The sequence below is a fragment of the Stenotrophomonas sp. GW821-FHT09E08 genome, from assembly GCF_059416125.1.
In genome coordinates, this window is sequence record NZ_JBWKOO010000008.1 from 146,879 (window position 1) to 172,874 (window position 25,996).

Below are 25,996 nucleotides of genomic sequence, written 5' to 3' on the forward strand. Positions count from 1 at the left end.
TGGACTCGGCGCTACAGGCCATCAGGCAACAAAAAAAGCGCCGGCTTTCACCGGGGTTCTTCGTTTCAACGCGCTACCCACATGTGTGCTTTGATAGCGGTATTGCACAAGGAATGCTGCACATGATCAAAGGCATATGGAAGGCCGCCCTGGCGGCCGTACTGCTTTCATTGCCACTGGCACCCGCCAGCGCCAGTGGCGATCTGTTCTACTTCGAGGCCAAGCAGGGTGATGTGTTCTTCATGCTGATGCTGGTGGGTCGCGAAGACCCCGGCGCGGTAAGCGTCAGCTGGAAAGGCGCGTCGATCCCGCCGTACCCCAACGTGCATCGCCGCTACTACATCGAATTCAACCGTGCAAAGCGCCAGGCCTACGTGCGTCCACTTGACCGTGATGGACTGCCCTGGTTCGAGATGGATGTCTCCGGTAAGCGCGGCAACGTGCTGATCGGCGGCCGTCGGTTGCAGGGCAACGCAGACTGGACCGTGCAATAGCGGATGCAGCAGACAAAAACCCCCGGCTTTCACCGGGGGTTCTTCGTTTCAACGGGATGCCGGCCAGCGGCCGGCACTACCCTCAGGCAGCGACCGTCTTGGCCACGTCCTGGTATTCCTCGATCTGGTCGAAGTTCATGTAGCGGTAGATCTCCGCGCCGCTGGCAGCGATCACGCCCACATCGGCCATGTACTCTTCCTTGGTCGGGATGCGGCCCAGACGCGAGCAGATCGCGGCCAGTTCGGCCGAACCCAGGTACACGTTGGTGTTGCGGCCCAGGCGGTTCGGGAAGTTGCGGGTCGAGGTCGACATCGCGGTGGAACCTTCGCGGATCTGCGCCTGGTTGCCCATGCACAGCGAGCAGCCCGGCATTTCCATGCGTGCGCCGGTCGCGCCGAAGGTGCCGTACACGCCTTCCTTGGTCAGCTCGGACGCATCCATCTTGGTCGGCGGGGCCACCCACAGGCGGGTCGGCAGGTCACGCTTGCCTTCCAGCAGCTTCGCAGCGGCACGGAAGTGACCGATGTTGGTCATGCACGAACCGATGAACACTTCGTCGATCTTGGCGCCGGCCACTTCGGACAGGGTCTTCACGTCGTCCGGGTCGTTCGGGCAGGCCACGATCGGCTCGTGGATATCGGCCAGGTCGATCTCGATGACGGCGGCGTATTCGGCGTCCGCATCCGGCTCCAGCAGCTCCGGGTTGGCCAGCCACGCTTCCATCTTCTCGATACGGCGCTGCAGCGAACGCGGATCCTGGTAACCCTCGGCAATCATCCACTTCAGCAGGGTGATGTTGCTGGTCAGGTACTCGATGATCGGTTCCTTGTTCAGGCGCACCGAGCAACCGGCAGCCGAACGCTCGGCCGAAGCGTCGGACAGCTCGAACGCCTGCTCGACCTTCAGTTCCGGCAGGCCTTCGATTTCCAGGATACGGCCGGAGAAGATGTTCTTCTTGCCAGCCTTGGCCACGGTCAGCAGGCCCGACTTGATCGCGTACAGCGGGATCGCGTTGACCAAATCACGCAGGGTCACGCCCGGCTGCATCTTGCCCTTGAAGCGCACCAGCACCGATTCCGGCATGTCCAGCGGCATCACGCCGGTGGCAGCGGCGAAGGCCACCAGGCCCGAACCGGCCGGGAACGAAATGCCCACCGGGAAACGGGTGTGCGAGTCACCACCGGTACCGACGGTATCCGGCAGCAGCATGCGGTTGAGCCAGCTGTGGATCACGCCGTCGCCCGGACGCAGCGAGACACCGCCACGGGTGGAGATGAACTCCGGCAGGGTGTGGTGGGTCTTCACGTCCACCGGCTTCGGGTACGCAGCGGTGTGGCAGAACGACTGCATCACCAGGTCGGCCGAGAAGCCCAGGCAGGCCAGGTCCTTCAGCTCGTCGCGGGTCATCGGGCCGGTGGTGTCCTGCGAACCGACCGAGGTCATCTTCGGTTCGCAGTAGGTGCCCGGGCGCATGCCCTGGCCTTCCGGCAGGCCACAGGCGCGGCCGACCATCTTCTGCGCCAGCGAGAAGCCCTTGCCGGTGTCGACCGGCTGCACCGGCAGGCGGAACAGGTCGGTCGGGGCCAGGCCCAGCGCCTCGCGCGCCTTACCGGTCAGGCCGCGACCGATGATCAGCGGAATGCGGCCACCGGCACGCACTTCGTCGAACAGCACTTCGGACTTGACCTGGAACTCGGCGATCACTTCACCGTTCTTCAGCGCCTTGCCTTCGTACGGACGCAGCTCGACCACATCGCCGTGCTCCATCTTCGACACGTCCAGCTCGATCGGCAGTGCGCCGGCATCTTCCATGGTGTTGTAGAAGATCGGTGCGATCTTCGAACCCAGGCAGACGCCACCGGCGCGCTTGTTCGGGATGAACGGAATGTCATCGCCGGTCCACCACAGCACACTGTTGGTAGCCGACTTGCGCGAGGAACCGGTGCCGACCACGTCGCCGACGTAGGCAACCAGGTGGCCCTTGTCCTTCAGCGACAGGATCTGCTGGATCGGGCCGCGCTTGCCGTCTTCTTCCGGGGTGAACGGCGCATCGTCGCGCTTGTTCTTCAGCATCGCCAGGGCGTGCATCGGAATGTCCGGGCGGGTGGTCGCGTCCGGTGCCGGCGACAGGTCGTCGGTGTTGGTCTCGCCCGGCACCTTGAACACGGTGACGGTCAGGCTCTGCGGCACTTCCGGGTTGCTGGTGAACCACTCGGCATCGGCCCAGCTCTGCAGCACGGACTGGGCGTTGGCATTGCCGGCCTTGGCCTTTTCCTGCACGTCATGGAACGCATCGAACACCAGCAGGGTCTTCTTCAGGCCGTTGGCGGCGATGGTGCCGACGCTGGCGTCGTCCAGCAGCTGCACCAGCGGCGCGACGTTGTAGCCGCCGAGCATGGTGCCCAGCAGTTCGGTGGCGCGCTCACGGCTGATCAGCGGGTTCTGCTCGCTGCCCAGTGCGATCGCCGCCAGGTACGAGGCCTTGACCTTGGCCGCGTCATCGACGCCGGCCGGCACGCGGTGGGTCAGCAGGTCGAGCAGGAACTCGGCCTCGCCCTGCGGCGGGTTCTTCAGCAGTTCGATGACATCGGCCGTCTGCTGCGCGCTCAGCGGCAGCGGCGGGATGCCAAGCGCAGCGCGCTCGGCGACGTGGTGGCGGTAGGCTTCCAACATGACAACTCCCGGGTAATGCGTAGGTTGAAAAAAAGTGGGCTCAGGCTTGCGGCACGATCAGCTTCAGGCCCTTGAAGTAGTCGCGGTAAAACGTATCGTTCCAGGTGATCAGGCCGTCGCACTGCAACAGTGCGTGGGCGCCGACCATGAATTCATCCAGGCTGCGGCGGCTGCCGCTGCGCTGGCGGTGGCGACGGTGCATTTCGCCGGCGCGCAGCGCCGACTTGGCTTCCATCGGGTTGAAGTGCACGCCCATTTCTTCCAGCGCTTCGAGCACCTCGGCGCCGCCACGCAGCGATGCGCAGACCTCGGCCAGGGTCGCGCCGCAGACCACCACACGGCCGCCGACCAGGCTCTGCCTGAGGATGGCTTCCACGGCATCGGCCTGCGGACCATTGCTGAGCAGCTCGACCAGCACCGGTGAATCGACGGCGATCATCACGACTTATTCCTCGTCACGCACCGCGCGTACGGCCGCGTCGGACGATTCGAAGCCGTCCAGCGCGAACTTGCCGCGCGCCCGTGAAATGGCATCGTCAACACTCTTGCGCAGGATGATGCGGCTGCCGTCCAGTTCGACCTTCAGCAGCGTGCCCTTGGTCAGGCCGAGGGCATCACGCACCGCCTTGGGAAGGGTGATCTGTCCGCGTTCTGCAACAGTGGCTTCCATCGGTAGGCCCTCCAGAGTATGCACAAATTATACATACTTCCCCGGGCATACTTCCACCCTGAACAGGACCGGCACCCCGCCAGCCCTTGCCTCGCAAAGGATCGGCCACAAACGTGACATACGCCATACACCTTCCCCTGTAGTCTGGAACCGATGCCGCAGGCCGGAACCCGGCCCGGATGAATCCATTCAGTCTGGGGTTCATACTGGGACCACCGGGGCCGTCAGGCCCACGGCGACCGCAAGCAGGTCCGCCCATGCGCGGGCCACTGCAAGCCATCCGCAAGAAGGAGTTACCCCGCATGAGCGATTCGTTCTCCACCCGCAGCCAGCTGAACGTCGGCGGCAAGACCTACGACTACTTCAGCCTGCCCACGCTGGGCCAGCGCTTCGATATCTCCCACCTGCCCTACTCGATGAAGATCCTGCTGGAGAACCTGCTCCGGCACGAGGACGGCGGCATCACCGTCGGCAAGGACCACATCGAAGCCGTGGCCCGCTGGAACCCGGCGGCCGAGCCAGACACCGAGATCGCCTTCATGCCGGCGCGCGTGGTCCTGCAGGACTTCACCGGCGTGCCCTGCGTGGTCGACCTGGCCGCGATGCGCGATGCGGTGGTCAAGCTCGGCGGCTCGCCTGAGCAGATCAATCCGCTGATTCCCTCCGAACTGGTCATCGACCACTCGGTGCAGGTCGATGTGTTCGGCAAGCCGGACGCGCTGGACCTCAACGGCAAGATCGAATTCCAGCGCAACCAGGAACGCTACGGCTTCCTGCGCTGGGGACAGAAGGCCTTCGACAACTTCAAGGTGGTGCCGCCCAACACTGGCATCGTCCACCAGGTGAACCTGGAGAACCTGGCCCGCGTGGTGATGACCGCGGACAAGGACGGCACGGCGATCGCCTACCCGGATACCGTGTTCGGCACCGACAGCCACACCACGATGATCAACGGCATCGGCGTGCTCGGCTGGGGCGTGGGCGGCATCGAAGCCGAGGCCGCGATGCTCGGCCAGCCTTCGTCGATGCTGATCCCGCAGGTGGTCGGCTTCAAGCTGACCGGCAAGCTGCCCGAGGGCGCCACCGCCACCGATCTGGTGCTGACCGTCACCCAGATGCTGCGCAAGCTCGGCGTGGTCGGGAAGTTCGTCGAGTTCTACGGTGATGGCCTGCAGCATCTGCCACTGGCCGACCGCGCGACCATCGGCAACATGGCCCCCGAATACGGCGCGACCTGCGGCATCTTCCCGATCGACAACGAATCGCTGACCTACCTGCGCCTGTCCGGCCGCAGTGAAGAGCAGATCGCCCTGGTCGAAGCCTATGCCAAGGCGCAGGGTCTGTGGCACGACGCCAACAGCCCGCATGCGCAGTACAGCACCACGCTGGAACTGGACATGGGCACGGTGAAGCCGTCGCTGGCCGGTCCCAAGCGTCCGCAGGACCGCGTGCTGCTGGAAGACGTGCAGAAGAACTACCGCGACGCGCTGGTCGGCATGACCGCCAACCGCGACAAGCGCAGCGAGGATGTCTCCACCTTCGTCAATGAAGGCGGCGGCGCGGCAGTGGGCAACGAGCAGCTGGCCAAGGGCTACGCCGACATCGAGATGGATGGCAGGAAAGTGCGGCTGAAGGATGGCGCGGTGGTCATCGCCGCCATCACCTCGTGCACCAACACCTCCAACCCGGCGGTGATGATCGGTGCCGGCCTGCTGGCCCGCAACGCGGCCGCCAAGGGGCTGGACCGCAAGCCGTGGGTCAAGACCTCGCTCGGCCCAGGCTCGCGCGTGGTCACCGACTATCTTGAAAAGGCCGGCGTTCTCACCGAGCTGGAGAAGATCGGCTTCTACGTGGTGGGCTATGGCTGCACCACCTGCATCGGCAACTCCGGCCCGCTGCCGACCGAAGTCAGCGCCGGCATCGCCAGTGGTGATCTGGTGGTGACCTCGGTGCTGTCGGGCAACCGCAACTTCGAGGGCCGCGTGCACCCCGAAGTGAAGATGAACTACCTGGCCAGCCCGCCGCTGGTGGTGGCCTATGCCATCGCAGGCACCACCGACATCGACCTGACCACCGAACCGCTGGGCACCGGCAGCGATGGCCAGCCGGTGTACCTGCGCGACATCTGGCCGAGCAACAAGGAGATCGGCGACGTCATCGCCGCCACCGTCGGCCCGGAGATGTTCAAGCAGAACTACGCCGACGTGTTCAAGGGCGATACCCGCTGGAACACCATCGCCTCGCCGGACGGTGATCTGTACGAATGGAGCGATGCATCTACCTACATCAAGAATCCGCCCTACTTCGACGGCATGACCATGCAGGTCGGCAGCATCGATGATGTGCACGGCGCACGGGTGATGGGCCTGTTCGGCGATTCGATCACCACCGACCACATCTCCCCGGCCGGCAACATCAAGAAGGATTCCCCCGCCGGACGCTTCCTGCAGGAGCGTGGCGTGCAGCCGGCCGACTTCAACAGCTACGGCAGCCGCCGCGGCAACGATGATGTGATGGTGCGCGGCACCTTCGCCAACATCCGGATCAAGAACCTGATGTTCGGCGGCGAAGAAGGCGGCAACACCCTGTACTACCCCGCCGGCGGTGGCCAGCCGGAGAAGCTGGCGATCTACGATGCGGCCATGAAGTACAAGGCCGACAAGGTGCCGCTGGTGGTGCTGGCCGGCAAGGAATACGGCACCGGCTCGTCGCGTGACTGGGCGGCCAAGGGCACCCTGCTGCTGGGAGTGAAGGCGGTCATCGCCGAGAGCTTCGAGCGCATCCACCGCTCCAACCTGGTCGGCATGGGCGTGCTGCCGCTGCAGTTCCGCAACGGCGAGAACGCGCAGTCTCTGGGCCTGGACGGTTCGGAAGTGATCGACATCACCGGCCTGCAGGACGGTGCCAGCAAGCGTGCCACCGTCACCGCCACCAAGGCCGACGGCACCAAGAAGACCTTCGAAGTCTCGGTGATGCTGCTGACCCCGAAGGAAGTGGAGTACTTCCGCCATGGCGGCCTGCTGCAGTACGTGCTGCGCCAGTTGGCAGGTCGCTGAACCTTCCTGCCGTACCATCGGGCGGAAGCCCGGCCCCCGCGCCAGCGCGGGGGCGCTGCGGAGACGCGCGAACCAGTGGTTCGCAAGCGCGCCTCCTCGCCCACCATGGCGGCCTGCTGCAGTACGTGCTGCGCCAGTTGGCCAGCAAGTAACCGGTAGCGCCGGGCCATGCCCGGCGGATCCCGTAAGCAAACACAAAGGGCCGGATCCTCACAGATCCGGCCCTTTGCTTTGGCGTTCGCCGGGCAGCGCCCGGCGCTACCTACCGCCGCGGTGCGTCCGGGTCGGTGCGCAGCGCCTTCAGCAGGCCCCACATGTAGAACGCCAGGATGAACGAGAACGGCAGGCCACACAGCACCACCGCCGTCTGCATCGCGCTGAAGTTGCCGGCCAGCAGCAGGCCGACACTGGCCACGGTGATGCCCACCGCCCAGAACACCCGCAGCCAGATCGGCGCGTCGTGGCCGTCCTCCACGCCGTCATCGACACGGCGGGTGCACAGGTTGGCGATCATCAGCGTGCCCGAATCGACCGGGGTCAGGAACAGCACGAAGCCGATCACCACCGCGGCACCGGCCACGTACGGTGCACCAGGCAGGTACTCAAGCAGCTTGAACAGGGTCATTGCCGCATCGTGCTGGGCCACGTCACCGAGGATCGCCTGGCCGTGGTTGAGCGCCAGGTCGATGGCGGTGTTGCCGAAGATCGACAGCCAGGCCAGGGTGAAGCCGAGCGGGATCAGCAGCACGCCCATGATCACTTCACGGATGGTGCGGCCACGCGAGATGCGCGCCACGAAAAGGCCCACGAACGGCGCCCAGGCGATCCACCAGGCCCAGTAGAACAGCGTCCACGAGCCCATCCACTCACGGCCCTTGGGGTCGTTGAGGTACATGTCGAAGCTCTTGCGCACGAACGCGCCGAGGTAATCGCCGGTGTTCTGGATCAGGCCGTCGAACAGGTGCAGGGTCGGGCCGGTGACCAGCACGAACAGCAGCAGGCCGCACAGCAGGCGCACGTTGAGGTTGGAGAGCCAGGCAATGCCCTTCTCCACGCCCGCTACCACGCCGATGGTGGCAACGGCCATCATCACCAGCACGATCGCCACCAGCACCTGCGGCGTATCCGGAATGTGGAACAGGTAGACCAGGCCGGACTGCACCACCAGCGCGCCGATGCCAAGATTGGTCACCATCGAGATCAGCGTGGCAAGGATGCCGAAGCCATCGACCATGTCGCCGATGCGGCCATGGATGCGCTCGCCGAAGATCGGGTACAGCGCCGAGCGCAGCGCCAGCGGCAGGTCGCGGCGGTAGGCGAAATAGCCCAGTGCCACGCCGACCAGCGCGTACAGCGCCCAGCCGTGCAGGCCCCAGTGCAGGAAGGTCAGCACCATCGCCTCGCGGCCCGCTGCCACCGTTCCGCCGGGCTGCCCGGGCGGATTGAGGAAATGGTCCAGCGGCTCGTAGGCGCCGTAGTACAGCAGCGCGATGCCGATGCCGGCCGAGAACAACATCGACACCCAGGCCACGTAGCCGAAGGCCGGCGATTCCTCGTTGTGGCCGAGGCGGATGCGCCCATACGGCGAGAACGCCAGCCACAGCACGAAGCCCAGGCACAGCACGATCAGCAGCATGTACCACCAGCCGAACGCCGCCGAGACCCCGGCCTGCGCCCATTGCAGCCAGTGCTCGCTGCCTTCGGGATAGAGAACGGTGAGCAGCCCGAGGATGCCGATCGACACCGAGGAACTGAAGAAGACAAAACGGTTCAAGCGCAGGGGCGAACGCTTGGGATGAGCCAGGGAAGACATGGGGTCGTCTCATCAAGTCCGAGGGAGCACATGGGCGGGGCCGGACCGGTAAACCGGGCCCATGGCGTGGGGCGCGAGCGCATCCTAGGGTTTATTGATTGAACGTTCAATCAATAAAAAGCATAATGGTCGGCAGCCCGATCCTTCGGGTCGCAATCCGTGGAGAGACAATGCCGAAGAAAGGCGTGGAACCGGTACGGCGCGAGCAGCTGATCCGGGCCACTTTCCAGACCATCGACGAGATCGGCATGGCCGATGCGACCGTCGCCACCATCGCGAAGAAGGCCGGGCTGTCCAGCGGCATCGTCGCCCATTACTTCGGCGACAAGGACGGCCTGCTAAATGCTGCAATGCGGCAGATCCTGCGCGAACTGAAGGAGGCGGTCGCCCGCTACCGCGCCGACGTCGGCGACGACCCGCGCGACCAGCTGCGCGCCATCGTCGACGGCAACTTCGACGACAGCCAGATCAACGGCACCGCGATGCGCGTCTGGCTGACCTTCTGGGCCGCCAGCATGCACCAGCCGGAACTGGCCCGGCTGCAGCGCGCCAACGACCAGCGCCTGTTCTCCAACCTGTGCCACCAGTTCAACCGCCTGCTGCCCCACCCGCAGGCCCGCCTGGCCGCCCGTGGCCTGGCCGCGATGATCGACGGTCTGTGGCTGCGCGGCAGCCTGGTCGGCGGCCAGTTCAATGCCGAGAAGTCCCGGCGCATCGCTTACGGCTACATCGACTTCCAGTTGCAGGCTGCCGCGCTATAAGCGTTGCAGCACCCGCCCCCTTCCAAGGAGTACGCCCCATGACCACCCTGCCCGTCCAACAGCTCTACATCCACGGCCAGCGCGTCGATGCCACCAGCGGCAAGACCTTCAGGACCGTCAACCCGGCCACCGGTGAAGCGATCGCTGAAGTGCAGGTCGCCAGCCAGGCTGACGTCGAGCGCGCCGTGCAGAGCGCGGCCGAAGGCCAGAAGGTGTGGGCGGCGATGACCGCCATGGAGCGTTCGCGCATCCTGCGCCGCGCCGTCGAGATCCTGCGCGAGCGCAACGACGAGCTGGCCCATCTGGAAACCCTTGACACCGGCAAGGCGCTGGCCGAAACCACCACCGTGGACATCGTCACCGGTGCCGACGTGGTCGAGTACTACGCCGGCCTGGCCACCGCCATCGAAGGCATCCAGCTGCCGCTGCGCGAATCGAGCTTCTTCTACACCCGCCGCGAGCCGCTGGGCGTGGTCGCCGGCATCGGCGCCTGGAACTACCCGATCCAGATCGCCATGTGGAAGTCGGCACCGGCGCTGGCCGCCGGCAACGCGATGGTGTTCAAGCCGTCCGAAGTGACGCCGCTGACCGCGATCCGACTGGCCGAAATCTACACCGAAGCCGGCGTGCCGGCCGGCGTGTTCAACGTCGTGCAGGGCCCTGGCCGCGAGATCGGCCAGTGGCTGACCGAGCACCCGGTGATCGAGAAGATCTCCTTCACCGGCGGCGTCGCCACCGGCAAGAAGGTCATGGCCAGCGCCGCGTCCTCGTCGCTGAAGGAAGTGACCATGGAACTGGGCGGCAAGTCGCCGCTGGTGATCTGCGATGACGCCGACCTCGACCGCGCCGCCGACATCGCGGTGATGGCCAACTTCTTCAGCTCCGGCCAGGTCTGCACCAACGGCACCCGCGTGTTCGTGCCGCGCAGCATGCTGGCCGCGTTCGAAGCCGCCGTGGTCGAGCGCGTCAAGCGCATCCGCATCGGCGACCCGACGGCCGCCGAGACCAACTTCGGCCCGCTCACCAGCTTCCCGCACATGGAAAACGTACTGCGCTACATCGAAAGCGGCAAGGCCGAAGGCGCCCGCCTGCTGACCGGCGGCGGCCGTGCTACCGAAGGCGCGCTGGCCAATGGCGCCTACGTGCTGCCGACCGTGTTCTCCGACTGCCGCGATGACATGACCATCGTCAAGGAAGAGATCTTCGGGCCGGTGATGAGCATCCTTGCCTACGACGACGAAGACGAAGTGGTGCGTCGTGCCAACGACACCACCTTCGGCCTCGCCGCCGGCGTGGTCAGCAAGGACGTCAGCCGCGCCCACCGCATCATCCACCGCCTGGAAGCCGGCATCTGCTGGATCAATACCTGGGGCGAATCGCCGGCCGAAATGCCGGTCGGTGGCTACAAGGAATCCGGCGTCGGCCGCGAGAACGGCCTCTCGACCCTCGGCCACTACACCCGCATCAAGTCGGTGCAGGTCGAGCTGGGCGACTACGCCAGCGTGTTCTGACCGGCGCGCCCCCGGGCGCGCCCCACGTCCGGCCATCGTGCCGATCCGACATTCCGCCGGGACGGCTGCATGCAGCGCCCCGGCCTGCAGGAGACACCCATGAGCACCCATAACGAGTACGACTACATCATCATCGGCGCCGGTTCGGCCGGCAACGTGCTGGCCACCCGCCTCACCGAAGATGCCGATGTCAGCGTGCTGCTGCTGGAAGCCGGTGGCCCGGACTACCGGCTCGACTTCCGTACCCAGATGCCGGCGGCGCTGGCCTTCCCGCTGCAGGGCAAGCGCTACAACTGGGCGTACAAGACCGATCCCGAGCCCTTCATGAACAACCGCCGCATGGACTGTGGCCGCGGCAAGGGCCTGGGCGGTTCGTCGCTGATCAACGGCATGTGCTACATCCGCGGCAACGCCATGGACTACGACAACTGGGCCAGCATGCCGGGTCTGGACGACTGGACCTACCTGGACTGCCTGCCGTACTTCCGCAAGGCCGAAACCCGCGACATCGGCCCCAATGATTACCACGGTGGCGAAGGCCCGCTGCGTGTGACCACGCCCAAGGCCGGCAACAACGAGCTGTTCGCTGCGATGGTCGAGGCCGGCGTGCAGGCCGGCTACCCGCGCACCGACGATCTCAACGGCTACCAGCAGGAAGGCTTCGGCCCGATGGACCGCACGGTGACCCCGAAGGGCCGTCGCTCCAGCACCGCCCGCGGCTACCTGGACCTGGCCAAGCCGCGCCCGAACCTGACCATCGTCACCCACGCGCTGACCGACCGCATCCTGTTCTCAAACAAGCGTGCGGTGGGCGTGCAGTGGTTGCACAACGACCAGCCGCAGCGTGCCACCGCGCGCCGCGAAGTGCTGCTGTGCGGCGGCGCCATCGCTTCGCCGCAGATCCTGCAGCGCTCGGGCGTCGGCCCGGCCGATCTGCTGCGCAGCCTGGACATCGACCTGGTGCACCACCTGCCGGGCGTCGGCGCCAACCTGCAGGACCATCTTGAGATGTACCTGCAGTACGAGTGCAAGAAGCCGGTCTCGCTGGCCCCGGCACTGAAGCTCTACAACCAGCCGGCCATCGGCGCCGAGTGGCTGTTCCTTGGCACCGGCATCGGCGCCAGCAACCAGTTCGAGGCCGGTGGCTTCATCCGCAGCGACGCCGAGTTCGATTGGCCGAACCTGCAGTACCACTTCCTGCCGGTGGCGATCAATTACAACGGCTCCAACCCGATCAAGGCGCACAGCTTCCAGATGCACGTCGGCTCGATGCGTTCGCCCAGCCGCGGCCGCATCCACGTGCGCTCGAAGGATCCGCGCGAACATCCCAGCATCCTGTTCAACTACATGTCGCACGACCAGGACTGGCGCGAGTTCCGTGCCGCGATCCGGATCACCCGCGAGATCTTCGCGCAGCCGGCGCTGGCGCCGTACAGCGGCCGCGAGATCTCCCCGGGCAGTGCGCTGCAGACCGATGCGCAGATCGACGCGTTCGTGCGCGAACATGCCGAGACCGCCTACCACCCGTCGTGCTCGAACAAGATGGGCCACGCCGATGATCCGATGGCGGTGGTCGACGGCCAGGGCCGCGTGCACGGCCTGGAAGGCCTGCGCATTGTCGATGCTTCGATCATGCCGCAGGTGGTGACCGGCAACCTCAACGCACCGACCATCATGATCGCCGAGAAGCTGGCCGACGTGATCCGCGGCCGCACCCCGCTGGCCCGCAGCACCGCGCCGTACTACAAGGCCAACGGCGCACCGGTACGCAGCAAGGGCTGACGCGAATCGCCCGCAAACGGCGGACACCGATCTCCTGTAGATGCCCACCTTGGTGGGCGCTCATGCACCCCCGGGGGCGCGTTCTTCGCGCCCCCTTCGCGTTTTCCCTACGGAACGGTATGCTGCGGTGAGCGGTTCTGGCGGATACTGTCCGCGCCGCACCCATCATCACGATTCCTGGAGGGGGAATATGAGTCTGGATCGTCCCTGGCTGCAGAGCTATCCGAAAGGCGTTCCCGCCGAAATCGACGTCAACGAATTCCATTCGGTAGCCTCGGTCTTCGACGCCTCCGTCGCGAAATTCCGCGACCGCCCCGCCTACTCCAGCTTCGGCAAGGTCATCACCTACGGCGAGACCGATACGCTGGTCAACCAGTTCGCGGCCTACCTGCTGGGTGAGCTCAAGCTCAAGAAGGGTGACCGCGTCGCTCTGATGATGCCCAACTGCCTGCAGTACCCGGTGGCCACCTTCGGCGTGCTGCGCGCCGGCCTGACCGTGGTCAACGTCAATCCGCTGTACACCGCGCGTGAACTCAGGCACCAGCTGGTGGACGCCGGCGTCAGCGCGCTGGTGGTGGTCGACAACTTCGGCGACACCGTCGAGCAGGTCATCGCCGACACACCGGTCAAGCACGTGATCACCACCGGCCTGGGCGACCTGCTCGGCGCCAAGGGCGCGATCGTCAACTTCGTGCTGAAGTACGTCAAGAAGATGGTGCCCAACTACCACATCATGGGCGCGATCCGCTTCAGGCAGGCGCTCAAGCTGGGCAGCCGGCACACGCTTCCGGCGGTCGAGATCGACCACGACGACATCGCCTTCCTGCAGTACACCGGCGGCACCACCGGCGTTGCCAAGGGCGCGATGCTGACCAACCGCAACCTGATCGCCAACATGCAGCAGGCATCGGCGTGGCTGTCCACCTCGGGCATCGAGCCGGGCAAGGAAGTGATCATCACCGCCCTGCCGCTGTACCACATCTTTGCGTTGACCGCGAACGGCCTGGTCTTCATGAAGTTCGGTGGCTGCAACCACCTGATCACCAACCCGCGCGACATGAAGGGCTTCGTCAAGGAGCTCAAGGGCACCCGCTTCACCGCCATCACCGGCGTCAACACGCTGTTCAACGGCCTGCTCAACACCCCGGGCTTCGACGAGATCGACTTCTCCTCGGTCAAGTTCACCCTGGGTGGCGGCATGGCGGTGCAGCGCGCCGTGGCCGAACGCTGGAAGAAGACCACCGGGGTGACCCTGGTCGAGGCCTATGGCCTGACCGAAACCTCGCCGGCGGCCTGCATCAACCCGCTCACCCTGCCCGAATACAATGGCTCTATCGGCCTGCCGATCCCGTCCACCGATGCCTGCATCAAGGACGACAACGGCAACATCCTGCCGCTGGGTGAAGTGGGCGAACTGTGCATCAAGGGCCCGCAGGTGATGAAGGGTTACTGGCAGCGCCCGGAAGAAACCGCCACTGCCATCGATGCCGACGGCTGGCTGCACACCGGCGACATGGCCAGGATGGACGAACAGGGCTTCTTCTACATCGTCGACCGCAAGAAGGACATGATCCTGGTGTCCGGCTTCAACGTGTACCCGAACGAGGTCGAGGACGTCATCGCGATGATGCCGGGCGTGCTGGAAGTGGCCGCAGTCGGTGTCCCGGATGAAAAATCCGGCGAGGTGGTGAAGGTGGTGATCGTGAAGAAGGACCCGAACCTGACTGCGGAAATGGTCAAGGAACATGCGCGGGCAAACCTGACCGGTTACAAGCACCCCAGAATCGTAGAATTCCGAAAAGAGCTGCCGAAGACCAACGTCGGCAAGATTCTCCGTCGCGAGCTGCGTGATACGCCCGCCCCGTAAGGGTTTCCGGGCAAGCGAGCAGAACAGGGACCCCGCCGGCAACGGCGGGGTCTTTTTATTACCGGAACATGGCCGGCACAGCGCTTGCGGGCGGTTCACGACGGGTGCATAGAATCAGTCGCCGCCGCACGTTCAGCTCGCCTCCCCTCACTCCTCTCCGTCCGCTCTGCGGTTGGCCGGACGGTCACACGGAGAACTCCCATGTCCGCAGTACGCCCCATCATCACCCGCCCCTCGCTGCACCCTACCCTGCGCATTACCGAAGAGCCCGAGCGGGATGTCTACTGGATCCACATGCATGCCAACCTGGTCAACCAGCCGGGCCGGCCCTGCTTCGCCTCGCGCCTGGTCGATGACATCGTCGACTACCAGCGCGAACTGGGCGACCGCCTCAGCGCCTCGCACGTCCTGTCACCCCATGTCGTTCTGGCCTCAGACAGTGACGTGTTCAACCTGGGTGGCGACCTCGAGCTGTTCTGCCGGCTGATCCGCGAAGGCGACCGCGCCCGCCTGCTCGACTATGCCCAGCGCTGCGTACGCGGCGTGCACGCCTTCCATGCCGGGCTCGGTGCACGTGCGCACAGCATCGCCCTGGTCCAGGGCAATGCACTGGGCGGCGGCTTCGAAGCCGCGCTGAGCTGCCACACCATCGTCGCCGAGGAAGGCGTGCTGATGGGCCTGCCGGAGGTGCTGTTCGACCTGTTCCCCGGCATGGGCGCCTACTCCTTCCTGTGCCAGCGCATCAGCCCGCGCCTGGCCGAGAAGATCATGCTGGAGGGCAACCTCTACACCGCCAGCCAGCTCAAGGAAATGGGGCTGGTCGACATCGTGGTGCCGGTCGGCGAAGGCGTTGCCGCCGTTGAACAGGTGATCAAGGACAGCAAGCGGATTCCACATGCCTGGGCCGCGATGCGCGAGGTGAACGAAATCGCCAGCATGGTGCCACTGCACGAAATGATGCGGATCACCGAGATCTGGGTGGATACCGCCATGCAGCTCGGCGAGAAGTCCCTGCGTACCATGGACCGGCTGGTGCGGGCACAGGCCCGGCGCAATGGCGACCCGGCCTGACAGCGCGGCGGTTCAGGACGGGCTGCGCTCGCTGTCGTCACGGCGCGCGATGTCCGCGCTGCGGGCGGCCAGTGCATTCCTGCCGAGGCGTAGGGCGGTGGCAAGACTACCGAGGCGGGTCACCCACTCGCCCTTCAACTGCCAGTCCGCCATGCGCATGATCTCGCCACTGGAGGCGGCAACCTGGACCAGCCCCAGGTTGCTCGCCACCCCGCGCAGGGCGTGGGCGTGCTCGCGGAAGTCCTCCCAGGCCTGGCCTTCACCGCAGGCCTGCAGCTGGCCCATGCTCGCATCGACATCCACCAGGCACTGGTCGATGAATTTGCGCTCGAAGCCGTCGCCCATGCCCAGCGACGCCAGTTCATCCAGCACTGCCGTATCAAGCACGCCATCGCCCACCGGCAGCGCGGGAACCGACTGGATGCCGGATTCCGGGCGGGTGTTGGCAGCAACATCGGCCAATACTTCCAGCAACCGGGTTGCCACTACCGGCTTGGCCAGGAAGGCGCGTGCGCCGGCCTGTTCACAGCGCAGGATCGAATCGGGGGTGACATCGGCACTGAGGACCATCACCGGCACATAGGGCATGCCGCTGGCCTGCATCACCCGCAGCTGCTTGAGCAGGTCCAGTCCACTCATGCCGGGCATGTGCAGATCGACGATTGCTGCGTCGTAACTGGCCTGCTCCAGTGCATCGAGTACTTCGGCGCCGCCATTGACGCAGGTGACCTTGTGGCCGGCCTTCTCCAGCAACCGCTGCAGCACCATGCGGTTGGCTTCATGGTCGTCGGCCACCAGCACCCGCAGGCTGCGCACCCGTGCACGATGACGCAGGAAGGGATTGGAAAATGCGATGACATTGCCGGCTTCAGCCACCTCGGACGGAACCGCCGGGGCTGATGAGGTCTCTGCCACGTCCAGCGTGATCTCCACCCAGAACACGCTGCCACGCGGGCTGTTCGGCGCATAACCGACCTGCCCGCCCATCGATTCGACCAGGCCCTTGGCAATGGCGGTGCCCAGTCCGGTTCCCTCATGGCGACGGGCCAGGCCGACATCGCCCTGCTCGAAGGCATTGAACAGCCGGCCGCGCAGCGCCACCGGCACGCCGATGCCGCTGTCGACAATCTCGAAACGCAGGCGCGCCCGCTCGCTGCCCGCTGCGTCCAGGCTGGAAACACGCAGATGCACGTAGCCGCTGTCGGTGAACTTGACCGCATTGCCCATCAGATTGAGCAGGATCTGCTGCAGATGACCGGCATCGCCAAGCAGGCGCGGCGGCACGTTGTCGTCCACATGCACGCGGTAGTCCAGCGACTTGGAGCGGGTCTGCGGGGTCAGGATCAGGTTGATCGCCTGCAGCACATCGGCCAGCGCGAACTCGTGCCACTCCACCCGCACCTTGCCCGCCTCGATCGCGGAGATGTCCAGCACCTCCTCCACCAGCGCCAGCAGGCTGCGGGTGGAGGCCTGGATGGTGTTCAGGCACTCGCGCTGCTCATCGTCCAGGCGGGTGGTGGCCAGCACTTCGGTCATGCCGGCCAGCCCGTTCAACGGCGTGCGGAACTCATGGCTCATGTTGGCCAGGAAGCGGCTCTTGGCTTCGTTGGCCTGGCGCGCCTCGGCCACTGCACGGGTGAGCGCATGCAGCAGCGAATCGAAGTACAGCGGGATCGCGCCCAGGCCCAGCAGCAGGCCCCAGCCCAGATAGTCGTGCCCACGCCAGTAGGGCGACAGCATCACCGTACACAGGAACGCCAGGCAGCCCATGGCGGTGGCCACGCGCAGATAGGTGCTGCCGTAGCGCATGCCGTTGCCGATGGTCACCCACAGCATCACCGCATACAGCGGCGCGGCCGGCTCGCCCTGGATGGTCATGATCCAGGCCATGCAGGTGTAGTCGGTCAGCATGCCGATCACCCGGCGCACATGCGACACACCCGGATTGACCAGGATCGCGGTCAGCAGGCCGGCGGAGATGGTCAGCTCGAAGGCGAGGATTAACCAGGTCGCGGTCAACGCCTCACCGCCGCCGCTCAGCGAGCGCCAGCCGAGGTAGCTGATGAACAACGCCGTGATGATGATGCGGATCAGGTTCTGCGCGTGCTCGCTGTCCTCGCGCCCGGACAGGCGCTGCTTGAAGCGGGCCAGCAACGAACGGTTGGGAGAGGCAGCGGCGGGGGTCGTATCCATGGTCGGATGTCGCATCCTTCTGCGCAGCAGGGAGGAGCAGCACAACGGTACTGCCAGCAACCCCAACCACAGGGAAATGGCCAGGCCCAGGTTGGCCTGCCAGTAAGGGGTCAACAGCACGGTGGTGCCGAAACTGACCATCGCCAGCACGATGGCAGCGGCCAGGTAACGCGGCCCGAAGCGAAGGCCGTTGCCCACCGTGACCCACATCACCACCGCGTACACCCAGGCCAGCGGTTCGCCCATCTGGATCATGCCGATGGCGATCAAGCCGTAATCGGCCAGCATCCCGGCCACCCGGCGCGGATCGGAGCGCTCAGGCTTCCACAGCAGCCAACCGAACAGCAGCAGCGAAAGCCCCAACCCGGTCAGTACCGTCGCCAGCACGCCCTGGTACTGCTCCAGACGGTGCAGGCGCGCACCGGACAGCAGCACATAGACCAGGATCAGCGAGATCAGCGCCACCCGCACGATCGCCTGGCCATGCTCCGAATCCGGACGCTGCGCCAATCGGCGCTTCACGCGTGCGAACAGGTCCTGCATGTCACCCACCCGGTCGCGTCGATGCCGTCGAGTGCTGGGCGCAGATATCCATCAACTGCTGGTGACCGCGCATCAGCGCATCCACGCAGCGCGGGTCGAACAGTCGGCCACGCTGGGCGTACAGATAGGCCAGTGTGGCTTCCATGGTCCATGCTTCCTTGTACGGACGGGGCGAAATCAGGGCATCAAAAACGTCGGCAACGGCGACGATGCGCGCTTCCAGCGGAATCGCCTCGCCGACCAGGCCATCAGGATAGCCGCTGCCGTCATACCGCTCGTGGTGACGCAGCGCGATCAGCGCACCAACCTGGATGAAGCGGTTCTGGCTGCCGCTGAGCAGCTCATGGCCGATGCGCGGGTGCCGCCGCATGATCGCCAGTTCTTCGTCGTTGAGCTTGCCCTGCTTGAGAAGCACCGCATCGGGAATAGCGATCTTGCCCATGTCATGCAGGGGCGCGGCCATCTCGATCAGGCGCACGTCGTCTTCGGGCAGGCCCAGCTGCTCGGCAATCAGCCCGGCCACGCGCGCCATGCGCTCCAGGTAGGCACTGGTGCCGGCATCACGGAACTCGATCGCCCGAGCCAATCGCGACAGGGTCTCGCGCTCACGCTCTTCGACCTCGTGCATGCTGGCCAGCAACCGCTGCTCCAGCGACAAGGCCCGCTGCTTCACGTTCTCGGTCTGCTGGCGCAGCTGCAGCAGGTTGTAGCAGCGCGCACGCAGTTCGCGTGGGCGGATCGGCTTGACCAGGAAATCAATGACGCCCGCTTCCAGCGCGGCCTGCCGGATCGGCTCGTCGCCGACCACGGTAATCAGGATCACCGGAATGTCGCGGTGCTTGGGCAGGCGGCGGAAACGACGGGCGAATTCCAGCCCGTCCATCTCCGGCATGCGGTAATCGAGCAGCAGCAGGTCGACCGGATGCGCCTCGCACCAGGCCAATGCGGTCAACGGATCACCGAAGTCATACACGCTCAGTTCCGGCGCGATATCTTCGATGACGTGACGCAGCATCGTCCGCGCGGACGTCTGGTCGTCAACAATGACGATGTTCAACGCGTACTCTGCCTGGTTTCTCGACCATGCTGGATCATCAGCAGGCGAGGATACCCTGCCGCTGCGAACGCTCGCACCCTGCATCGGCCTGACTCCCGTGTCATGCGTCCCGGTTCATGATCGTCATCACATTGTGAAGCGGACTCTCCACAGTGCGCACTCCCCCTGGCGCCGATCAAGCCACAACAGACGTCAAGGTAGTGCATTAACGATACGCCGAGTGCGGGAGGCGTCAATCGCGCCGTCTCATTTCGCGACGGCGCGCACAAACAGGAGTCAAAAAGACGACTTACTGCTCCGGACGCATGTACGGGAACAGCAGCACGTCACGGATCGAGCTGCTGCCGGTCAGCAGCATCACCAGGCGATCGACACCGATGCCGAGGCCGCCGGTCGGGGCCATGCCGTACTCCAACGCACGGATGTAGTCGGCGTCATAGTGCATGGCCTCGTCATCGCCACCTTCCTTCGCCGCCACCTGGGCCTGGAAGCGCTGGGCCTGGTCTTCCGGGTCGTTCAGCTCGGAGAAGCCGTTGGCCAGCTCCTTGCCGTTGACGAACAGCTCGAAGCGGTCGGTGTAGCCCGGATCGTTGTCGTTGGCGCGGGCCAGCGGCGAGACTTCCACCGGATGATCGGTGATGAAGGTCGGCTGGATCAGCGTGTGCTCGACAGTGGCTTCGAAGATCTCCAGCAGCAGCTTGCCCCAGCCGTAGGACGGCTTGACGCGGATCTTCAAACGCTCGCAATGGCGCAGCAGCGCATCGCGGTCGGTGCAATCGGCGGCCGAGATTTCCGGATTGTGGTGGCGCACCGCCTCGTCCATGCGCCAGCGGCGGAACGCCGGGCCCAGGTCGATCTTCGCGCCGTCCCACTCAACCTCGGTGCCACCGTTGACGGCCTTGGCCACGTCGCGGATCACGCCTTCGGTCAGGTCCATGATCTCGTTGTACGTGGCGTAGGCCTCGTACAGTTCCATCATGGTGAATTCCGGGTTGTGGCGGGTGCTGACGCCTTCGTTGCGGAAGTTGCGGTTGATCTCGTAGACGCGCTCCAGGCCGCCCACGGTCAGGCGCTTGAGGTACAGCTCCGGCGCCACGCGCAGGTACAGGTCCAGGTCCAGCGCGTTGTGGTGGGTGGTGAACGGCTTGGCCGCCGCGCCGCCGGGGATGTAATGCATCATCGGCGTTTCGACTTCCAGGAAGTCGCGGTTGTCCAGCCACGCGCGCATGGCGCGGATGATCTTCGAGCGCTTGATGAACACCGCGCGCGACTCCGGGGTCACGATCAGGTCGACATAGCGCTGGCGGTAGCGCTGCTCGACGTCGGCCAGGCCATGCCACTTGTCCGGCAGCGGGCGCAGCGACTTGGTCAGCAGGCGGATCGATTCGGCCTTGACCGACAGCTCGCCGGTCTTGGTACGGGTCAGGCCGCCTTCGACAGCAATGATGTCGCCCACGTCCCAGCCCTTGAAGGCGGTATAGGCATCGCCCAGCACCGTGCCCTGCAGGAAAAGCTGGATGCGGCCGGACTCGTCCTGGATCTGCGCGAAACTGGCCTTGCCCATGATGCGCTTGGCCATCAGGCGGCCGGCCATCTTCACCTGGCGGCCGTTGCCTTCCAGGGCCTCGGCGGTCCACTGTTCGGCGTCGGCGAATTCTTCCTGCAGGCGGCCGGCGAAGTCCTCGCGACGGAAATCGTTCGGGTACGCGATACCCTGCCCACGCAGCGTTTTGAGTTTCTCGCGGCGCTCGGCGATCAACTTGTTTTCGTCAACGGGGGGGGTATCGGTAGCTTCGCTCATGGATCTGCGGGAATCGTGTAGTGAGGGGGGATGTTGCGCCCGGCACAGCCGGTTGCCCAGCATACCAAAACCGCCCAGGCCCGGCCTCGGGCCGCCCCTGCTCCGGTAGCCGCCAACCTTGGTTGGCGCCCACCGTGTCGACCAAGGTCGACACCTACCGGGCCATGCCCCGGATTCACCCGTTCCCGGGGAATGCCTGCCGCAGCTCATCCACCAGCACCCGCTGGTTCTCCGAATAGTCCACCGGCACCGACACCAGGTGCACCCCACCCTCGCTGAACGCCGCCTCCAGCGTCGGGATGAACTGCTCGATGGCCGTCACTTCATGGCCCTTGCAGCCATAGGCTTCCGCATACTTCACGAAATCCGGGTTACTGAAGGTCATGCCGTAGTCGGTGAAGCCATCCACCGCCTGCTTCCAGCGGATCATCCCGTAGGCGCCATCGTTGAGGATCAGCACCACCAGGTTCAGGCCCAGCCGTCGCGCGGTCTCCAGCTCCTGGCTGTTCATCATGAAACCGCCATCGCCACACACCGCCAGCACCCGCCGCTGCGGGTACAGGATCGAGGCCATGATCGCCGACGGCAGGCCCGCGCCCATCGTCGCCAGCGCGTTGTCCAGCAGCAGCGTATTGGCCACTTGGGTGCGGTAGTTGCGCGCAAACCAGATCTTGTACATGCCGTTGTCCAGCGCCACGATGCCGTCCGGCGGCATCACCTGGCGCACGTCGTGCACCAGTCGCTGCGGGGTGAACCCGGCTTCTTCGGCACGGTCGGCCAGATGTTCGAGGATGGTTGCGCGCAGTGGCAGCAGCGCGTCGGCGTTCGGCACCGCGCCTTCGATGCGGTCGGCCAGCTGGGTCAGCGAGCGACCGATATCGCCGATCACTTCTACCTGCGGGAAGTACACCTGCTCCACCGCCGCCTGCGAGTAGCCGATATGGATCACAGTCGGTCCGCCCGGGCGCATCACGAACGGCGGCTTCTCGGTGACCTCATGACCGATGGTCACGATCACGTCAGCCTGGTCGATCGCCATGTGCACGTAGTCGCGCTCGGTCAGCGCGGCGGTGCCCATGTACAGCCCCGAACCACCGGCCACCGCCCCTTTACCCATCTGCGTGGTGAAGAACGGAATACCAGCGCGCAGCACGAAGGCCGACAACGCTTCGCTGGACTGCGGCCGCGACGCCGCCGAGGCGATCATCAGCAGCGGGCGCCTGGCGTTGCGGATGATGTCCGCCGCGCGGTCCAGTGCTTCCGGACTGGCAATCGGACGATCCACCGCGTGCGGCGGAATCAGCGCTACGTCCCCGACCTCATCGGCCGCGATGTCTTCGGGCAGCTCCAGCAGCACCGGGCCCGGGCGCTCTTCCAGCGCAGTACGGAATGCCTCGCGGACGATCGTCGGGATGGTGCGCGCGGAGACGATCTGCCGCGCCTGCTTGGTCAGCGGCTTCATGGTGCTGACGATGTCGACGATCTGAAAACGCGCCTGCTTGCTGGCGACGATGCCCTTCTGGCCGGTAATCATGATCACCGGCCACGCACCCAGCAGCGCGTAGGCGGCGCCGGTGGTGAAGTTGAGCGCGCCGGGGCCGAGCGTGGCCAGGCACACACCCGGTTTGCCGGTCAGGCGGCCATAGGTGGCTGCCATGAACACGGCTGCCTGTTCGTGGCGGGTGATGACCAGCTCGATGCTGGAATGGCGGAGTGATTCGACCACGTCGAGGTTCTCCTCGCCGGGGATGCCGAAAATACGCTCGACGCCTTCGTTCTCAAGCGCGGCGACAAGCAGATCTGAACCCTTGGACATTGGAATGCCGTCCTTTTCGCTGGACTGATGATGGATCGTTGCAGGAAGGATGGAAGCTGCGCGTCAACGCTTGTCGAACCACACCGTCTGCGCGTTGACGAATTCGCGGATGCCGAAGTGCGAGAGCTCACGGCCGAAGCCGCTCTTCTTCACGCCGCCGATCGGCACGCGCGGGTCCGAAGCGGAGAAGCCGTTGACGAACACACCGCCGGTCTGAAGCCGGCGCGCCAGCTGCATGGCCCGCGCGCGGTCGCCGCTCCACAGGTTGCCGCTGAGGCCGAACTCGCTCTGGTTGGCCAGCTCCACTGCATGGTCGGCATCACGGGCGCGGCTGATCGAGGCCACCGGACCGAAGGTCTCGGTATCGAAGGCCTGCATGCCCGGCTCCACGTCGGCCAGCACGGTGGGGGCGTAGAACGCGCCCGGGCGATCCAGCTGATGGCCGCCGACCAGCAGCTTCGCGCCTGCGTCCACCGAAGCGCGTACCTGCGCGTCCAGCTGCTCCAGCAGGTCCTGTCGGGCCATCGGGCCGATACGGTTGCCGGCCTCGCGGCCATCGCCGACGGTCAGCGCCTGCACCTTCTGGCAGAATTGCGCGACGAAACGGTCGTAGACCGCGTCTTCAACGATGATGCGCTTGCCGGCGATGCAGACCTGCCCGGTGTTCTGGAAGCGTGAAGCCACCGCCGCTTCGACGGCAGCGTCCAGATCGGCATCGGCCAGCACGATGAACGGGTCCGATCCACCCAGTTCCAGCACCACCTTCTTCAGCGCCTGCCCGGCCTGGGCGGCGATGCTGCGGCCAGCGGCCACACTGCCAGTCAGGGTCACCGCCGCGATGCGGTCATCGGCAATCGCACGGCTGGTGCCGTCGCGGCTGATGTTGGCGGCGATGAAGGTGCCTTCCGGCAGCCCGGCATCACGCCACGCCGCGTCGAGCAGCTGCGCGGTACCGACGATGTTCTCGGCCGGCTTCAGCAGGAAGCCGTTGCCGCCCATCAGGATCGGCACCGCCGCACGCATCACCTGCCAGTACGGGAAGTTCCACGGCATGATGCCCAGCACCACGCCCAGCGGCAGGTAGGACACGTAAGCCTTGTCGTCGGGCACCTGGGTCGGTTCGTCGCGCAGGAACTGCGCACCGTTGTCGGCGTACCAGTCGCACAGCACGGCGCATTTTTCGATTTCGGCCAGGGATTCGGCCTGGACCTTGCCCATTTCGGCGGTGGCCAGTGCAGCCAGCTTCTCGCGGTCACGACGCAGTACGGCAGCCATCGCGCGCAGCACCTCGGCCCGCTGTTCGAGGCTCCTGGCGCTCCAGGCCGCGAAGCCGGTCTGACCGCGATCGAGGATGGTCTCCAGTTCGGCGTCGGTGGCGAAGGGATGGCTGGCGATCTGCTGGCCGGTGGCCGGATCGCGGGAAATGGCAGTGGTGGGGGCAGCGGACATGCAGGTCTCCTGGTGTCTCGACAACGGGCGACAGCCCGTCTCCTGCACAGGAATGTGGACCCGATGGACGGGCACAACAAGGCGTCTGCTTATCCTGTGACCTGCACTTACCTGCCTGAGTGGGGTCATCGGCAGGGCTGCGCCCTGCACCCGCAGAGGCTTCAAACCAAGGCAACGGCAACAGCGTGCATTCCGCGGGATGGCGGGGTGGGTCCGGTTGCGGGGGACGGCGTGAATACATCCATGTAGCCTCGGTCGCGCCATCCATGGCGCTCACGCCCCCGCAACCGGACCCACCCCACCTTCGACAATTTCCCGCGATCTGTCGGAGTTGCTCTTGGGGTCAGATCCGTTTTCCTACGGAAAACGGATCTGACCCCGGAATTTCTTTCGATATCTGACAGATGTGTCGACCAAGGTCGACACCTACCAACAACCGCGCGAAATCTGTCTGAGGTGGGGCGGTGTGGGTTGGCAGGACCGTTGGCGCCATGGATGGCGCCATCGAGCCCCCAGGGACGGGTTTACGGCGTGTCCTGCCAACCCACACCACCCCGCCATCCCTCGGATAGCCCGCTGTTGCTGTTGCTGTCGCTTCGCCTCTGCGGGTGCAGGGCGCAGCCCTGCCGACCAACCTACCTACGCGGCAGGTAAGTAACCAAGGAAAGATCGTGCCGGCTCTCCGGCACCAGCGCTACGTACTGCAGGTCCAGCAACCCGCGCGTGGGATGGTTCAATTTCTTCGCACCTTCATCGAACCGCCGCACATCGTGCTCCGGCCACCACTGGCGGAACTCCTCGCTGTGCGCGGCGATGTCCTCGGCCAGCGCCAGGAACGGGGCCTTGTCCGGCGCCTGCGCCATCGCCGCGCGGAAGCCCGCCAGCAGCCCGCGGGTCATTTCTTCCCAGTTGAGGATCAGCGTGCGGTACGGCGGATACAGGAACATCAGCCGCAGCGTGTTGCGCTCGTGCGGCGCCAGCTGGCTGTAATCCACGAACAGGTCGGCGATGGCCGGGTTCCAGGCCAGGATGTCGAAGCGGGTATTGCGCACGTAGGCCGGGATCGGCTGCATGGCTTCCACCAGCTGCCGCAGGCCATCGGTGACCGTCTCGTCCGGTGACTCCAGCGGCACGCCGTAGCCGGACAGCGCGAACGCATAGGCGCGCTCGTCGTCGCTCATGCGCAGCACCTGCGCCAAGCGTTCAAGCACCTCCGGCGAGGCGCGCACTTCGCGGCCCTGCTCGATCCAGGTGTACCAGCTGACACTGACCCCGATCGCCAGTGCCACTTCCTCGCGCTTCAGGCCCGGGGTACGCCGGCGCCCGGCCGGCAGGCCGAGCGTGGCGGGGTCGACACGGGCGCGGCAGGCTTTGAGGAAGCCGCCGAGTTCCTTGCGTTCACTTTCGCTGCGCATCATCTCCCTCCATCACGGAGGGC

17 protein-coding genes are annotated in these 25,996 nt (G+C 65.6%); 7 read left to right on the top strand and 10 right to left on the bottom strand.

The window, feature by feature from the left end; genetic code table 11:
* Positions 1 to 122: 122 nt before the first annotated feature.
* Positions 123 to 494 carry a hypothetical protein gene (locus AC07M7_RS12435; RefSeq protein ID WP_043398942.1) on the top strand — a complete coding sequence of 124 codons (372 nt, stop codon included), beginning with the start codon at positions 123 to 125 and terminating at the stop codon, positions 492 to 494.
* Positions 495 to 576: 82 nt separating this feature from the next.
* On the opposite strand, the gene acnB is transcribed toward AC07M7_RS12435, so the two are convergent.
* From acnB to AC07M7_RS12450, 3 genes are read right to left on the bottom strand one after another with little or no spacing between them, the layout of a single operon-like run.
* A complete protein-coding gene (gene acnB, locus AC07M7_RS12440) occupies positions 577 to 3,168 on the bottom strand; it encodes a bifunctional aconitate hydratase 2/2-methylisocitrate dehydratase (protein WP_136639721.1) in 2,592 nt (863 codons plus the stop codon).
* 40 nt (positions 3,169 to 3,208) lie between these two features.
* Entirely contained in the window at positions 3,209 to 3,607 is a 399-nt protein-coding gene (locus AC07M7_RS12445; RefSeq protein WP_008267153.1) for a type II toxin-antitoxin system VapC family toxin, read from the bottom strand.
* Positions 3,608 to 3,613: 6 nt separating this feature from the next.
* The gene (locus AC07M7_RS12450) at positions 3,614 to 3,838 is read right to left on the bottom strand and encodes an AbrB/MazE/SpoVT family DNA-binding domain-containing protein (protein ID WP_005409505.1); all 225 of its coding nucleotides are present in this window, start codon (positions 3,836 to 3,838) and stop codon (positions 3,614 to 3,616) included.
* A 302-nt stretch (positions 3,839 to 4,140) separates the two neighbouring features.
* Here AC07M7_RS12450 and acnA point away from each other — a divergent pair, with 302 nt between their 5' ends.
* The gene (gene acnA, locus AC07M7_RS12455; RefSeq protein ID WP_495207500.1) at positions 4,141 to 6,894 is read left to right on the top strand and encodes an aconitate hydratase AcnA; all 2,754 of its coding nucleotides are present in this window, start codon (positions 4,141 to 4,143) and stop codon (positions 6,892 to 6,894) included.
* Positions 6,895 to 7,156: 262 nt separating this feature from the next.
* Here acnA and AC07M7_RS12460 read toward each other — a convergent pair whose 3' ends face one another.
* Positions 7,157 to 8,707 (bottom strand): BCCT family transporter, encoded by a 1,551-nt coding sequence (locus tag AC07M7_RS12460; protein ID WP_495207501.1) that lies wholly within the window; start codon positions 8,705 to 8,707, stop codon positions 7,157 to 7,159.
* Between the two features lie 170 nt (positions 8,708 to 8,877).
* Between AC07M7_RS12460 and betI the strand changes: the two genes are divergently transcribed.
* The 5 genes from betI (at position 8,878) to rpfF (ending at position 15,699) form a co-directional block, all read left to right on the top strand.
* Positions 8,878 to 9,468: a transcriptional regulator BetI gene (gene betI / locus AC07M7_RS12465; RefSeq protein ID WP_136639724.1), complete on the top strand. Its 591-nt coding sequence runs from the start codon at positions 8,878 to 8,880 to the stop codon at positions 9,466 to 9,468.
* 38 nt (positions 9,469 to 9,506) lie between these two features.
* Positions 9,507 to 10,979 (top strand): betaine-aldehyde dehydrogenase, encoded by a 1,473-nt coding sequence (betB, locus tag AC07M7_RS12470; protein ID WP_495207502.1) that lies wholly within the window; start codon positions 9,507 to 9,509, stop codon positions 10,977 to 10,979.
* A gap of 99 nt (positions 10,980 to 11,078) precedes the next feature.
* Positions 11,079 to 12,761, top strand: coding sequence for a choline dehydrogenase (gene betA, locus AC07M7_RS12475; protein WP_495207503.1), 1,683 nt, complete (start codon positions 11,079 to 11,081; stop codon positions 12,759 to 12,761).
* Between the two features lie 190 nt (positions 12,762 to 12,951).
* On the top strand, positions 12,952 to 14,628 hold the full coding sequence (rpfB, locus tag AC07M7_RS12480) for a fatty acyl-CoA ligase RpfB (RefSeq protein WP_495207504.1): 1,677 nt from the start codon (positions 12,952 to 12,954) through the stop codon (positions 14,626 to 14,628).
* Positions 14,629 to 14,829: 201 nt separating this feature from the next.
* Positions 14,830 to 15,699: a diffusible signal factor synthase RpfF gene (gene rpfF / locus AC07M7_RS12485; RefSeq protein WP_106467930.1), complete on the top strand. Its 870-nt coding sequence runs from the start codon at positions 14,830 to 14,832 to the stop codon at positions 15,697 to 15,699.
* A 12-nt stretch (positions 15,700 to 15,711) separates the two neighbouring features.
* Here the strand turns inward: rpfF and AC07M7_RS12490 are convergent, their stop codons facing one another.
* The 6 genes from AC07M7_RS12490 to AC07M7_RS12515 all read right to left on the bottom strand — a co-directional run bounded on the left by AC07M7_RS12490 (position 15,712) and on the right by AC07M7_RS12515 (position 25,976).
* Positions 15,712 to 18,435, bottom strand: a complete 2,724-nt coding sequence (locus AC07M7_RS12490) for a response regulator (RefSeq protein WP_136639728.1) — start codon at positions 18,433 to 18,435, stop codon at positions 15,712 to 15,714.
* A gap of 1 nt (position 18,436) precedes the next feature.
* The gene (rpfG, locus tag AC07M7_RS12495; RefSeq protein ID WP_006364528.1) at positions 18,437 to 19,576 is read right to left on the bottom strand and encodes a cyclic di-GMP phosphodiesterase response regulator RpfG; all 1,140 of its coding nucleotides are present in this window, start codon (positions 19,574 to 19,576) and stop codon (positions 18,437 to 18,439) included.
* A gap of 205 nt (positions 19,577 to 19,781) precedes the next feature.
* Complete coding sequence (lysS, locus tag AC07M7_RS12500; RefSeq protein WP_043398964.1) at positions 19,782 to 21,293, bottom strand: lysine--tRNA ligase; 1,512 nt, start codon at positions 21,291 to 21,293, stop codon at positions 19,782 to 19,784.
* Between the two features lie 175 nt (positions 21,294 to 21,468).
* Positions 21,469 to 23,109 carry an acetolactate synthase large subunit gene (locus AC07M7_RS12505; RefSeq protein WP_428709107.1) on the bottom strand — a complete coding sequence of 547 codons (1,641 nt, stop codon included), beginning with the start codon at positions 23,107 to 23,109 and terminating at the stop codon, positions 21,469 to 21,471.
* Between the two features lie 63 nt (positions 23,110 to 23,172).
* Positions 23,173 to 24,558 (bottom strand): NAD-dependent succinate-semialdehyde dehydrogenase, encoded by a 1,386-nt coding sequence (locus tag AC07M7_RS12510; protein ID WP_295381890.1) that lies wholly within the window; start codon positions 24,556 to 24,558, stop codon positions 23,173 to 23,175.
* 635 nt (positions 24,559 to 25,193) lie between these two features.
* Positions 25,194 to 25,976, bottom strand: a complete 783-nt coding sequence (locus AC07M7_RS12515) for a helix-turn-helix transcriptional regulator (protein WP_495207505.1) — start codon at positions 25,974 to 25,976, stop codon at positions 25,194 to 25,196.
* Positions 25,977 to 25,996 lie beyond the last annotated feature (20 nt).